This window comes from Pelomonas caseinilytica, from assembly GCF_021353235.1.
GTDB classification, from domain to species: domain Bacteria; phylum Pseudomonadota; class Gammaproteobacteria; order Burkholderiales; family Burkholderiaceae_C; genus Pelomonas; species Pelomonas caseinilytica.
In genome coordinates this window covers 1-13350 of the sequence record NZ_JAJTWT010000012.1, presented here as the reverse complement: position 1 = coordinate 13350, position 13350 = coordinate 1, and the positions used below count along the sequence as shown (strand labels likewise).

Here is a 13350-nt window from a genome sequence, read left to right as displayed (position 1 = left end):
CCCTCAGGGCGCCCGAGCCAGGGTTCCGGCAGAGTCACCCCGCCGCAAAAAGCTCCCGCAAGGCCGCGGCGGTGTCAGGCAGGCCGGCGCGTTCCAGGGTGTCGATGAAGGCGTCGGGTGTGTTGGGCGGCTGGCGCCAAGCCAGCAGCATCTGCTCGATGCGTGCACGCACCAGGGCAGGCTGCAGGTCCACCAGGTGCCGCAGGAACACATCGGGATGCTGGGCCACCAGATCGAAGCCTGCCAGCGTTGCGGCCGGGAAGTCGCGCTCGTTGAAGGTGACGATGACCTGCGCCTTGGCCCTCACGGCTGCAGCCAAGACGTGGCGGTCGCCGGGGTCGGGCAGGGTCAAGGCCTCGATGAAGGGGGCATATCCGCTGACGCAGGCATCGGGCAGGGCGGCATCCATCGCGGCGCGACGACGGTCAAGTGCCGCGGGGTCGACATCGGGTCTTGCCCTGAGCACTGAACGGCGCCACTCCGCGTGGATGTCCGCGCTCCAGGCTGGCCGGTAGAGCCGCGCCTCGGCCAGTTCCAGCAGCAGACTGGTCAGGGGCTGGCTGTGCAGGACGTTGGCATCGAGCAGGGCGGTGAAGTGGCTCATTCGCTTGCCCGGTGCGGGTTCAAAGACCCAGCTCGGCGTCGATACGGGCCAACTCGTCCAGCGCAGCGCGCTGGCGGGCGCGCTGCTGCTCGTCGAAGCGCAGCAGGTCTTCAAAGGCGACGCGGCGGCGCGTGCCCACCTTGCGCGCGGGTAGCTTGTTCTGTTCGATCAGACTGACCACGTAGGGACGAGAGACGTTCAAGTAGTCCGCCACCTCCTGGGTGGTGAGCTCGGCGTTTTGCGGCAGCACGGTCACGGCGCGCCCCTGCCCGAGCTGGGTCAGCATGTCCACCAGCAGGCGCAATGCGCCAGGCGGGATGGCGATCATCTCGTGCTGGTTGTCGGCGGTGACGAGGCGAAGCGCCGGCGCCTCCGCGGCGGTGTCGTCGTCACCTGGGGGAAGCAGGCGGGCGAGCTGGCGGCTGGCCTCGCGGGCCTGAGCGATTTCGCGGTCGTTGGGCAGCCGGGGCGGGCGCCGGCTCGGGGCGGGCATGAGCGGTTCTCCGGGAAGCGAGGATGCCTATCCTAGACGATGAACGAAGCAAACGAAACGAACGAAATCAACAAACCGCCGCTTGACCAGCCCGCGCAGACCGCTCTCCGGCGCCGTCGGAGACGAGGACGCCGGACTACTTCCCGATGCAGAAGCTGCTGAAGATCACTCCCAGCAGCTCATCGGCGGAGAAGGCGCCGGTGATCTCGCCGAGGGCGTCGTGGGCGAGGCGGAGTTCCTCTGCGAGCAGGTCCAGGGCGGCGTCGCGGTGGGCGGCGATCTCGCGGGCCAGGGCGAGGTGTTCGGCGGTGCGGGCCAGGGCCTGGACGTGGCGCTCGCGGGCGATGAAAAGGCCCTCGGGGACGGCCTGCCAGCCGGCCGTCTGCAGCAGGCGCCGGCGCAGGGCCTCCAGGCCCTCGCCGGTCTTCAGGCTCAGCGCGATCTCGCCGGCCGGCGCGGCGGCGAGGTCGGCCTTGTTGAAGACCTGCACGATGCGGCTGGCGTCCACACCGGCCAGCCGCGCCCGGATGCGCTCGTCCTCGGCCTCGTAGTCGGCCTGGCCGACGCGGCCGAGGTCGTGCAGGAAGAGCACGACGTCGGCGTCGCCGATGGCCTCCCAGCTGCGCGACACGCCGATGCGCTCGACCTCGTCGGCCGTGGCGTCGCGCAGGCCGGCGGTGTCGGTGATGTGCAGGGGCACGCCCTCGATCTGGATGGTCTGGCTGACCTTGTCGCGCGTGGTGCCGGGGATGGGCGTGACGATGGCGAGCTCGGCGCCGGCCAGGGCGTTGAGCAGCGAGCTCTTGCCGACGTTGGGCTGGCCGGCGAGCACCACCTTGAGGCCGTCGCGCAGCAGGGCGCCCTGGCGGGTGCGGGCCTGGACGGCGCTCAGTTGCGCCGTCAGGCGGTCGAGCCGGCCGAAGGCATCGGCCTTCTCGAGGAAGTCGATCTCCTCCTCGGGGAAGTCCAGCGTCGCCTCCACCAGCATGCGCAGCTGGATGAGCTGGTCGCGCAGCACGCCGACCTCATGGCTCAGCGCGCCGCCGAGGGCCCGGCTGGCGCTGCGGGCCGCAGCCTCGGTGCTGGCGTCGATGAGGTCGGCCACGGCCTCGGCCTGGGCGAGGTCGAGCTTGCCGTTGAGGAAGGCCCGCTGCGTGAATTCGCCGGGCTCGGCCAGGCGCACGTCGGCGCCGGCCTCGATGACCCGCGCCAGCAGCAGCTGCAGGACGACGGCGCCGCCGTGGGCCTGGAGTTCGAGCACGTGCTCGCCGGTGTAGGAGTGCGGCGCCGGGAAGTGCAGGGCGAGGCCCTGGTCGATGGCCTGGCCGTGGGCGTCGCGCAGGGGCAGGTAGGTGGCCTCGCGGGCCTTGAGCGGCCGGCCGCAAACGGCCTGGATGAGCGGTGTGAGATCGCGTGGCGACGACACCCGCACGATGCCGACGGCGCCGCGGCCCGGGGCGGTGGCGATGGCGGCGATGGGGTCGGTGTGTCGGGCGAGCATGGCGCGATTGTCGGGCGCCAAAAGAAACAGCCGCCCAATGGAGCGGCTGTTTCAAATGTTGGCGCGGGGGAGGCCGGGTTCGGGCGCTCTCGTGAGCCCCGTCCGGGCCGGTGTTCTCTGCCCCGCGAGGCCATTGAAGCGCCTATCGCGGTGCACAAGAAAGCCCCCCGCTCTGGGGGTGATCCGACATCGCGTGATTCAGTTCACGCAGAGCTGTTGATTGCGCGCGCCTGGCGCCGCGCTCCCTCCAGCGGCCACCGCGGAACCGGCTTTGCCGGGCCGCCAGTGGCGCCCCCTTGAGGGGGCTGGCGAAGCCAGTAGGGGGTGGGCTAATTCACGCCCAGCCGCTTGTTGATGAGCCACTGCTGGGCGATGGACAGGATGTTGTTCGTCAGCCAGTACAGCACCAGGCCCGAGGGGAAGACGAAGAACATGACGCCGAAGGCCACCGGCATGATCCACATCATCTTCTGCTGCATGGGGTCGGCAGCCGGCGGGTTGAGCCAGACCTGGAAGAGGCTGGTCGCCATCATCAGCAGCGGCAGGATGAAGTAGGGGTCGCGCACGGACAGGTCGGTGATCCAGAGGATCCACGGCGCTTGGCGCATCTCGACGGTGGACAGCAGCACCCAGTACAGGGCCATGAAGATGGGCATCTGCAGGAAGATGGGCAGGCAGCCGCCGATGGGGTTGATCTTCTCCTCGCGGTAGATCTTCATCATCTCCTGCTGCATTTCCTGCGGCTTGTCCTTGAGGCGCTCCTTCATCTCGTTGATGCGTGGCGCCACGGCCTTCATGCGGGCCATGGACTTGTAGGCGCTGGCGTTGAGCCAGTAGAGGGCGATCTTGAGCAGCACGACCAGCGCGACGATGGTCCAGCCCCAGTTGCCAATGAAGCCGTGCAGCTTGTCCAGCAGCCAGAACAGGGGCTCGGCCAGGATGGTGAGCTTGCCGTAGTCCTTGACGCGCTCCAGCCCCGGGGCCAGGGCGGAGAGCTTGTTCTCTTCCTGCGGGCCGGCGAAGAGCTGGGCCTGCTGGGTGGTGCTGGCGCCGGGGGCGAGCGTGGGCAGGGTGAAGACGAGGCCGGTGGCGTAGCTGTCGCCGAACTGGCCCGGCTGGCCGGGCAGCTTGCGCACGAAGAACTCGCGGTTGCCCGGCTCGTTGACCAGCCAGGCGCTGGCGAAGTAGTGCTGGATCATGGCGACCCAGCCGTCGCCGGCCTGCTTGTCGATGTCGACCTTGTTCTTGTCGATGTCCTCGAACTTGATGGTCTGGAACTTGGACTTGTCGTTGTAGACGGCCGGGCCGGTGAAGCTGGGCGTGAAGGCGGCGCCGCCGGTGACATGACTGCCGTCGCGCACCAGCTGCAGGTAGACCTGCGGCGTGACGGGCGCGGAGCCGACGTTGACGACCTCGTGCGTGACACCGACGGTGTAGGCGCCGCGCTTGAAGGTGAAGGTCTTGACGAGCTTGACGCCGCCGACCTCGGGCGACTCCAGGCGCAGCTTGACCTCGTCCTGGCCGGCCTTGAGCTCGCGCTCGCCGGGCACGGCCGTCATCGGCGTGTTGTGGGCCGGCAGGGGGCCCTGGGCGCCGACCAGGCCGGTCTGGGCGCGGTAGTGCTGGGCTTCGTTGAAGAGGACGACGGGCTGGGGCGTGAAGGCCGGCTTCTTCTGCAGGCCCACCATCTGCAGCAGCTGGTCGGTCACCGTCGGGTCGGGCGAGGTCAGGTAGTGCGGCAGCTCGGCACGCACGATGTCGCCGCCCAGGGTGTCGACGGTGACGGCCAGCACGTCGGTGCGGATGGTGATCTTCTCGGACGGCGCGGTGCCCGGCGCGGCTGCCGTGGCCGGCGCCTGGCCGGTGGCCGTGACCGCGGGTGTGCCGCCCGAGGCGGAAGCGGCCGGCGCCGCCGAGGTCGACACGGCCTTGGGCGCCGGGCTGAACATCGACGGATGCCCGTTGTGCTTTTGCCAGCCGTCCCAGAGCAGGACGAGGGACATCGTGAACACCACCCACAGCACGGTGCGGCGAATATCAGTCATGGGAAGACTCGGACGAGGAAGGGGACGCGCAGGCGCGCGGCACGGACGGGGAAGAGACGAGGCGGGAGAACAGCCGCGGCGGATTGTCAGGCACGGGATCGTGGCCGCCGTCGCACCAGGGCTGGCAGCGCAGGATGCGGTGCACCGTGAGGTAGCTGCCGGCGAGGGCGCCGTGTTTTTCGAGGGCCTGCAGCGAGTAGCGCGAGCAGGTCGGCTCGAAGCGGCAGGCATTGCCCAGCCAAGGGCTGAGCAGCAGCCGGTAGCCACGCACGACGGCCATCAGCGCGCGGGCGGGCCAGCTCGGCTTCACGCGGGCGCTCCCGGCCGCGCAGGCCTCGGGGTGAGTGCGCGGCCGAACAGCTGGGCGAGTTCGGCATGCGCGGCCTGGCGCAGCGCGTCGGACGCGGCACTCGGGAACTGCTGACGGTCGAAAGGAGAACGCAAGCGGACGACCCACAAACCCGGCGGCAGGCCGGCTGCCGCCGCAAATGCGGCGCGGATCTGGCGCTTCAAGAGGGTGCGCGTGACGGCGCGGCGGGCATGGCGCTTGGGCACCACCATCCCGAGCCAGCAGCCCGACGGGGCGCCGGGCTCGCCACCGGGCAGTTGTTCCACAGCGCTGTGGGCAGCCTGTGGTTCGCCTGTTGATAACTCGGCCTGCGCTGTGCGCAACCTTGCGGCCGCCCAGGCGCTGGGCGCCGGATTGGACGGCAGGTGGTGCAGCGCGAAATGAGCGCTGCGGGCTCGGCTGGGGCGGGCAAGCACCCGCTCGAAATCCACCGGGCGCTGGATTCGACCGATCATCGGTAGGCCCGGTGGCGGGCGGCGCCGCGGCGCCGCCGGCATCGCTCGAAGCTGATGCCGACCGCTTAGACGGCCAGGCGCTTGCGGCCCTTGGCGCGGCGCGCGGCGATGACGGCACGGCCACCGCGGGTCTTCATGCGCACGAGGAAACCGTGGGTGCGGGCGCGGCGGGTCTTGGAGGCTTGGTAAGTACGCTTCATGGGGAACCTCTTTTGAGGGAATGTTCGCGCCGGGCACAGCGGTTGGTGCCTGGCTCAGGTGCTTCAAGAGCAAAAAGCGCACGAGCGATGTTTCAATCGCCATGCGCGAAAACCCGTGATTAGAGCAGTTGCCGCCGGCCCGGTCAATAAGTCGCCCCCATCAAGCCGGGTTTGCCAGGGATTGACCCCCTCCGAAATTCTGTGGATAACCCCCGCTTCGGCGGGCGCCGCTTCCGTACAATCCGGCCGCTCGAAAACAAGTTTTCCACAATGAGCCTACAAGAACATGGCAGGGCGGACGGGGTGCAGGTGACGGCGGGCATGGACACGGCGGATTGGGCTTCGGACCTCTGGCGGCGCGGCTGCGAGCGCCTGGCCACCGAGCTGCCGGAGCAGCAGTTCAACACCTGGATCCGCCCCCTGCCGCCGGCCACCGTGGCCGGTGAAGGGGCGAGCGCCCTGGTCGCCACGCTGAAGGTGCCCAACCACTTCAAGCGCGACTGGATCCGCCGCCAGTACGCGGCCCGCATCGAAGCCATCCTGACCGAACTCGCCGGCCGCCCGACGCGGCTGGAGCTGTCCCTGTCCGCCCGCGAACCCGCTGGTGCGACGGCGACGCCTATCGTGGTGGCCGCCGGCACCGGCATGTCCGCGGCTCAGCCGGCGGCGGGCGCGGCGGCCCCGTCCAGCGAACCCAGCGCGGCCCTCAAGCCGGTCGTCCAGCCGGCCGCGCCCGCTGCGACCGTCATCCTGCCCTCGCAGGCGCCGGCCGCCAGCAAGCACCGCATCAACCCGCAGCTCACCTTCGACACCCTGGTTCCCGGCCGCGCCAACCAGATGGCCCGCACGGCCGCCCTGCACGTGGCCGGTGCCCCCGGCGTGACCTACAACCCTCTCTTCATCTACGGCGGCGTGGGCCTGGGCAAGACCCACCTCATCCACGCCGTGGGCAACGCCCTGCTGAAGGACCGGCCGGACGCCCGCGTGCTCTACCTGCACGCCGAGCAGTTCATCTCCGACGTCGTCAAGAACTACCAGCGCAAGACCTTCGACGAGCTCAAGGCCAAGTACCACTCGCTGGACCTGCTGCTCATCGACGACGTGCAGTTCTTCGCCGGCAAGGACCGCACCCAGGAGGAGTTCTTCAACGCCTTCGAGGCGCTGCTGGCCAAGAAGGCCCACATCATCATGACGTCGGACACCTACCCCAAGGGGCTGGTGGACATCGACGAGCGCCTCACCTCCCGATTCGACGCCGGCCTGACGGTGGCCATCGAGCCGCCCGAGTTGGAGATGCGCGTCGCCATCCTGATCAAGAAGGCCGAGGCCGAGGGCCAGCCCATGCCCGAGGACGTGGCCTTCTTCATCGCCAAGAACGTTCGCGCCAACGTGCGCGAGCTCGAAGGCGCGCTGCGCAAGGTGCTGGCCTACGCCAAGTTCTCGCACAAGGAGATCAGCATCACCCTGGCCCGCGAGGCGCTGAAGGACCTGCTGTCCATCCAGAACCGCCAGATCGGCGTGGAGAACATCCAGAAGACGGTGGCCGACTTCTACAAGATCAAGGTCGCCGACATGTACTCCAAGAAGCGCCCGGCCAGCATCGCCCGGCCGCGCCAGATCGCCATGTACCTGGCCAAGGAGCTGACCCAGAAGAGCCTGCCCGAGATCGGCGAACTCTTCGGCGGGCGCGACCACACCACCGTGCTGCACGCGGTGCGCAAGATCGGCGGCGAGCGCCAGAAGAACACCGAGCTCAACCAGCAGCTGCACGTGCTGGAGCAAACGCTCAAAGGCTGACCCAGATCAGCGCTTCGGGTTGACCCGCAGGCCCCGCCAGCCCGGCGGGGTCATGTTTCCGGGCGACAATCGCAGCTTCACGCGCGCGCGCGTTTTGTGCTTTGGGCGTGTCCCGAGTCGAATCTCCAAGAGGCCTCCATGATCGTTTTGAAAGCTCCCCAGGATCAGGTGCTCGCCGCGCTGCAGGCGGTGTCGGGCATCGTCGAGCGGCGCCACACGCTGCCGATCCTGGCCAATGTGCTGATCCGCAAGACGGGCAACCAGGTGGAGCTCACGACCAGCGACCTCGAGATCCAGGTGCGCACGACGGTGCAGTTCGACGGCGACGCCGGCAACCTCGCCACCACCGTCGGCGCCCGCAAGCTCATCGACATCCTGCGCTCCATGCCGGCCGACCAGACCGTCAGCCTCACGAGCAACCAGAACAAGATGACCCTGCAGGGCGGCAAGAGCCGTTTCACGCTGCAGACCCTGCCGGCCGACGACTTCCCCCTGGTGCAGGAAGCCGCCGACTTCGGGCCCGCCTTCAGCGTGCCGCAGAAGGCGCTCAAGGGCCTGATCAACCAGGTCCACTTCGCGATGGCGGTGCACGACATCCGCTACTACCTCAACGGCATCCTCTTCGTCGCCGAGGGCAAGAACCTCACGCTGGTGGCGACCGACGGCCACCGCCTGGCCCTGGCCCAGGCCGAGCTGGACACCGACATCCCCAAGCAGGAGGTCATCCTGCCGCGCAAGACCGTGCTGGAGCTGCAGCGTCTGCTCAAGGACGGCAAGGGCGACGACGAGAACGCGCCCATCGAGATGCGCTTCGCCGGCAACCAAGCCAAGTTCTCCTTCAGCGGCATGGAGTTCGTGACCAAGCTGGTCGAGGGCAAGTTCCCCGACTACAACCGAGTCATCCCCAAGAACCACAAGTTCCGCCTGACGCTGGGCCGCGCCCCGCTGCTGGCCAGCCTGCAGCGCGCCGCCATCCTCACCAGCGAGAAGTTCAAGGCCGTGCGCCTGAGCTTCGAGCCGGGTCTGCTGTCCATCGCCTCCAGCAATGCCGAGCAGGAGGAAGCCAAGGAAGAGATCGAGATCGACTACGCCGGCGACAAGATCGAGACCGGCTTCAACGTCACCTACCTGATGGATGCCCTGTCCAACATGAGCCAGGACATGGTCTGCATCGATCTCAATGACAGCGCCAGCAGCGCGCTGCTCACCATCCCCGACACGACCGGCTTCAAGTACGTCGTCATGCCGATGCGAATCTAGCGATTCGCATCGGCATGGCATGCCGTGAACGTTTCGCACCCCCCTGCCCCCCGCCAAGCGGGGGGTTCTGGTTTGAGAGTTGTACCGGCCGCAATGCGGCCTTTGAAAGTCCCCGATGAGTGATAGCGCCACCCCGAACAGCAATCCTGAAGGCCTGAACGAGAAGCAGCAGGCGGCCAAGGCGGCCGAGGCCAAGGCGGGTGAGTCCTACAACGCCGACTCCATCCAGATCCTCGAAGGCCTGGAAGCGGTTCGCAAGCGCCCGGGCATGTACATCGGCGACACCTCCGACGGCACCGGCCTGCACCACCTCGTCTTCGAAGTGGTGGACAACTCCATCGACGAAGCCCTGGCCGGCCATTGCGACGACATCGTCGTCACCATCCACACCGACAACTCCATCTCCGTCATCGACAACGGCCGCGGCATCCCCACCGGCGTCAAGATGGACGACAAGCACGAGCCCAAGCGCTCTGCCGCCGAGATCGCACTGACCGAGCTGCATGCCGGCGGCAAGTTCAACCAGAACAGCTACAAGGTCTCCGGCGGCCTGCACGGCGTGGGCGTGAGCTGCGTGAACGGCCTCTCGAAGTGGCTGCGCCTGACCGTGCGCCAGGGCGGCAAGACTCATTTCATCGAGTTCGCCAAGGGCGTGCCGCAGAACGGCGAGCTGGAGGTGCGCGACGGCGTCGAAGTGCGTCCCATGAAGATCATCGGCGACACCGACAAGCGCGGCACCGAAGTCCACTTCCTGCCCGACACCGAGATCTTCAAAGAGAACAACGACTACCACTACGACATCCTCGCCAAGCGCCTGCGCGAGCTGAGCTTCCTCAACAACGGCGTCAAGATCCGCCTCGTCGACGAGCGCAACAACAAGGAAGACAACTTCGCCTACGCCGGCGGCGTCAAGGGCTTCGTCGAGTTCATCAACAAGGGCAAGACGACCCTGCACCCCAACATCTTCCACGCCGTGGGTGACAAGATCTCCGACCAGGGCACCAACATCGGCGTCGAAGTGGCGATGCAGTGGAACGACGGCTTCAACGAGAACGTCCTCTGCTTCACCAACAACATCCCCCAGCGCGACGGCGGCACCCACCTCACCGGCCTGCGCGCGGCCATGACCCGCGTCATCAACAAGTACATCGAGGACAACGAGCTGGCCAAGAAGGCCAAGGTCGAAGTGGCCGGTGACGACATGCGCGAAGGCCTGGCCTGCGTCGTCAGCGTCAAGGTGCCCGAGCCCAAGTTCAGCTCCCAGACCAAGGACAAGCTCGTCAGCTCCGAAGTGCGTGCGCCGGTGGAAGACATCGTCGGCCGCCTGCTGACCGACTACCTGCTCGAGAACCCGCTCGACGCCAAGACCATCTGCGGCAAGATCCTCGACGCCGCCCGCGCCCGCGAGGCCGCCCGCAAGGCCCGCGAGATGACGCGCCGCAAGGGCGTGCTCGACGGCCTGGGCCTGCCCGGCAAGCTGGCCGACTGCCAGGAAAAGGACCCGGCCCTGTGCGAGATCTACATCGTGGAGGGCGACTCCGCCGGCGGCTCCGCCAAGCAGGGCCGCGACCGCAAGTTCCAGGCCATCCTGCCCCTGCGCGGCAAGATCCTGAACGTCGAGAAGGCCCGTTATGAAAAGCTGCTGACCAGCAACGAGATCATCACGCTGATCACGGCGCTAGGCACCGGCATCGGCCGCGGCGCCGGCAGTGACGATTTCAACCCCGACAAGCTCCGCTACCACCGCATCATCATCATGACGGACGCGGACGTGGACGGCGCCCACATCCGCACCCTGCTGCTGACCTTCTTCTATCGCCAGATGCCCGAGCTCGTGGAGCGCGGCCACATCTACATCGCCCAGCCGCCGCTGTACAAGGTCAAGGTCGGCAAGCACGAGCAATACCTCAAGGACGCGCCCGAGCTCGACAGTTTCCTGCTCAAGGTGGCGCTGCAGGACGCCAGCCTCGACACCGGCGACGGCACCATCCTCACCGGCGATGGCCTCGACGCTCTGGCCCGCAAGTACGTGACGGCGCAGAGCGTCATCGAGCGCCTGTCCAACTGGATGGACGGCGAGGCCCTGCACGTGCTGGCCAACGGCCTGGCGCTGAAGCTCGACACCCGCGAGGAGGCCGAGGCCAGCGCCGCGGCGCTGAAGGCGGCGCTGCACAACGCCGAGGTCACCGTCGAGACCGACCCGCGCACCGACAAGCTCTTCCTGAAGATCGCCCGCATCCACCATGGCAACGTGCGCGCCAGCATCATCTCGGCGGACTTCGTGCACGGCGCGGACTACGAAGTGCTGGCCGACGCCGGCCTGAGCTTCCAGGGCCTGATCAAGCCCGGCGCTGTCGTGCGCAAGGGCGAGGGCGACAAGGCCAAGGAAAGCAAGGTCGACGACTTCCGTGCCGCCATGGCCTGGCTGATGGGCCAGGCCGAAGGCTCGGTGGGCCGCCAGCGCTACAAGGGCCTGGGCGAGATGAACCCCGAGCAGCTCTGGGAAACCACCATGGACCCGACCGTGCGCCGCCTGCTGCGCGTGCAGATCGAGGACGCCATCGAGGCGGACAAGGTCTTCACGATGCTGATGGGCGATGAGGTCGAGCCGCGACGCGACTTCATCGAGACGAATGCGTTGAGGGCGGGGAATATCGACGTTTGATCCTGTTGTCGGGCGTAGGGCGCCGAATTAACTGCGACTCGCGCCAGAGTTCTGCGACCGGCGGCCGTTAGTTGATGCGACTGACCTCTTTCGAAGTCGATAAGGTGTGTAACCTGGCAAAGTCCATGGTGGCGCAGACTTGATTGGCCAAGCCGTCAACGCTGATCTGACGGAATAAGGTCTGTCGAAAACGTCCGACGAGACGGTTTGCCGTTACAACTTCGATCGTGACGCAGAGGGCCCCGAATGGGGCCCTCACGCTTTGCGCTGCTGTCAGCGCGGAGAGCGCTGGGTCGTAAGCGTGTCCTCACCACCCTTTTGCGGCGCAACGTTCGCGCTCAGCGGGCGGCGAAGCCGTCCGCTGCAGCAGATGGTTAGAAATTTCCGACTTCGTATGGCATTGCTACTCCGGCCTGTAATGAATCTCGGGTCCAGTACGTGTTGACCCGAACGTTGCCGCTCCGAAGCGATCGGAGGACGTGCTGCAAGCAATCCACCGAAAAATAAAGCGAGCCGAATCGGAACACGGCTGTATGGACGGCACCCACTTGGCGAATTGCCTCGACTCGCTCACCAGCGACGTCGCCATAGACGTATTCGTGAAGCCCGTCTTCGTCAGCCTCCTGGTCGTACACAGGCTCAATCATCCCAAGCTGGCTTGCTAGGGTAGCAAGCTCTCCCGTGTAGTCGAACTCCAGGCGGCAAACATCGTTCCGATTCATGGCGCGGCATCTTGACGATGTCTAACGTTCGACATGAGCGGCGTGACGCGGCAGGCGAAGCCTGCCGTGGCACGTCCGCTCGATGGAGGGGTTAGCGTGCGGAGTGGCGCGACTGCCCCATGGATGGGCGCCAAGCGAAGCAAAGGCATGTGCGAGCCGATGCTTGTTTGCTGACGAAAAGGGCAGCCTTGGCGAAGCCTGATTCATGGACGGAAACCGATGGCAGAGATTGTCTTCAGCACGGTAGCCATGGCAGAGATTCTGGGCGGTCTTCTTGGGCGAGGGCAAGCCTGATGCAAGCTGAAGCCGCAATAGGAACGCAACTTGTCGCGACCGATCAGGGCAGAGACCGCTGACTTCTTTTGGTTCGTGGCGGGCACGAGCGCCGATGGGAACCTGATGGGGCGGCAGCTCACCGTTCGCTGGCCGCCGAAGGACGGACAGCCCAAGCCGACGGTGGAACAGAACCTCTGGCGAGAACCGCAAACGGAACGCCGGCCGCCGAAGGACGGACGGCCCACGCAGACCGATGCGAGACAGCAGCGCACCGAATAAGCACATGGCTTCGAACACGAAAGGCATGCCTTCGCTAACGTTCGACATGAGCGGCGTGCCCCGGCTTGCCGGGGCACGTCCGCTCGATGGAGGGGTTAGCCGTCATCGCCCCCATAGCCACGAGTACTCCTCGGACTTGCTCAGATGGGTGATCCGATCTCGGGTTCTGGTTATGCGGCAGTTGAGCGAAGCCAGATCGTCGCCGTTGCCCATGCCAAAGGATGCCGCGATCAAGGCGTCGCACTCCACCTCAAGCAATTGCCGCCAGAGCTGATCGGCCCTGCGAAGTTGATCCTGCAGTCGCTTGCGTGCTGCTGCGACCTTTTCAACTGGCGCTGTCAGCATGTCCTGGGGCTCTGCGGTCTTGATCAGCTGTTCAATCTTCTGGCGAAGAAGTGCATCTGTGCCTTTGTACTCCTTGACCAAGCAATCCGACTCGGCTGCATGAGACAGCTGTCCAGTACCGCACAAGTCGTCGCCGCTCTCGGCTGAGAACGAGGTGCAGCTGATGCCGCCGAGAAGCATAAGGAAACACGTGCAGCGGACAAGACGGAAAAAACGCATGACGGTTTGCATGACGGCTAACGAATAGCGTTTATCCGCCGCTCAGGCGAGGCAGGAAGACGTGGTGACATGGCGGCGGCGGATAAACCCGTTGGACTGAACCGCAAACCCGATGGGGCCGGCGGTCGGTGCGAGAGGGG

12 protein-coding genes are annotated in these 13350 nt (G+C 66.7%); 3 read left to right on the top strand and 9 right to left on the bottom strand.

The window, feature by feature from the left end; genetic code table 11:
- Positions 1–34: 34 nt before the first annotated feature.
- From LXT12_RS22260 to rpmH, 7 genes are all read right to left on the bottom strand, one after another.
- Positions 35–604, bottom strand: a complete 570-nt coding sequence (locus tag LXT12_RS22260; protein WP_233394496.1) for a PIN domain-containing protein — start codon at positions 602–604, stop codon at positions 35–37.
- Between the two features lie 19 nt (positions 605–623).
- Complete coding sequence (locus tag LXT12_RS22255) at positions 624–1097, bottom strand: helix-turn-helix domain-containing protein (RefSeq protein WP_233394495.1); 474 nt, start codon at positions 1095–1097, stop codon at positions 624–626.
- Positions 1098–1233: 136 nt separating this feature from the next.
- Entirely contained in the window at positions 1234–2598 is a 1365-nt protein-coding gene (mnmE, locus tag LXT12_RS22250; RefSeq protein ID WP_233394494.1) for a tRNA uridine-5-carboxymethylaminomethyl(34) synthesis GTPase MnmE, read from the bottom strand.
- 329 nt (positions 2599–2927) lie between these two features.
- Positions 2928–4643: a membrane protein insertase YidC gene (gene yidC / locus LXT12_RS22245; protein ID WP_233394493.1), complete on the bottom strand. Its 1716-nt coding sequence runs from the start codon at positions 4641–4643 to the stop codon at positions 2928–2930.
- Positions 4636–4923 carry a membrane protein insertion efficiency factor YidD gene (gene yidD / locus LXT12_RS22240; protein ID WP_233394597.1) on the bottom strand — a complete coding sequence of 96 codons (288 nt, stop codon included), beginning with the start codon at positions 4921–4923 and terminating at the stop codon, positions 4636–4638. Before yidD ends, yidC begins: the two co-directional genes overlap by 8 nt.
- Before the next feature lie 26 nt (positions 4924–4949).
- Positions 4950–5447 carry a ribonuclease P protein component gene (locus LXT12_RS22235; protein ID WP_233394492.1) on the bottom strand — a complete coding sequence of 166 codons (498 nt, stop codon included), beginning with the start codon at positions 5445–5447 and terminating at the stop codon, positions 4950–4952.
- A gap of 65 nt (positions 5448–5512) precedes the next feature.
- Positions 5513–5647 carry a 50S ribosomal protein L34 gene (rpmH, locus tag LXT12_RS22230; protein WP_054021782.1) on the bottom strand — a complete coding sequence of 45 codons (135 nt, stop codon included), beginning with the start codon at positions 5645–5647 and terminating at the stop codon, positions 5513–5515.
- Between the two features lie 321 nt (positions 5648–5968).
- Between rpmH and dnaA the strand changes: the two genes are divergently transcribed.
- The 3 genes from dnaA to gyrB all read left to right on the top strand — a co-directional run bounded on the left by dnaA (position 5969) and on the right by gyrB (position 11369).
- Positions 5969–7444 carry a chromosomal replication initiator protein DnaA gene (gene dnaA, locus LXT12_RS22225; RefSeq protein ID WP_233394491.1) on the top strand — a complete coding sequence of 492 codons (1476 nt, stop codon included), beginning with the start codon at positions 5969–5971 and terminating at the stop codon, positions 7442–7444.
- A gap of 138 nt (positions 7445–7582) precedes the next feature.
- Positions 7583–8704: a DNA polymerase III subunit beta gene (dnaN, locus tag LXT12_RS22220; protein WP_233394490.1), complete on the top strand. Its 1122-nt coding sequence runs from the start codon at positions 7583–7585 to the stop codon at positions 8702–8704.
- Between the two features lie 115 nt (positions 8705–8819).
- Entirely contained in the window at positions 8820–11369 is a 2550-nt protein-coding gene (gyrB, locus tag LXT12_RS22215; RefSeq protein ID WP_233394489.1) for a DNA topoisomerase (ATP-hydrolyzing) subunit B, read from the top strand.
- A gap of 374 nt (positions 11370–11743) precedes the next feature.
- On the opposite strand, the gene LXT12_RS22210 is transcribed toward gyrB, so the two are convergent.
- Positions 11744–12091 (bottom strand): hypothetical protein, encoded by a 348-nt coding sequence (locus tag LXT12_RS22210; RefSeq protein WP_233394488.1) that lies wholly within the window; start codon positions 12089–12091, stop codon positions 11744–11746.
- A 657-nt stretch (positions 12092–12748) separates the two neighbouring features.
- A complete protein-coding gene (locus tag LXT12_RS22205) occupies positions 12749–13222 on the bottom strand; it encodes a lysozyme inhibitor LprI family protein (RefSeq protein ID WP_233394487.1) in 474 nt (157 codons plus the stop codon).
- Positions 13223–13350 lie beyond the last annotated feature (128 nt).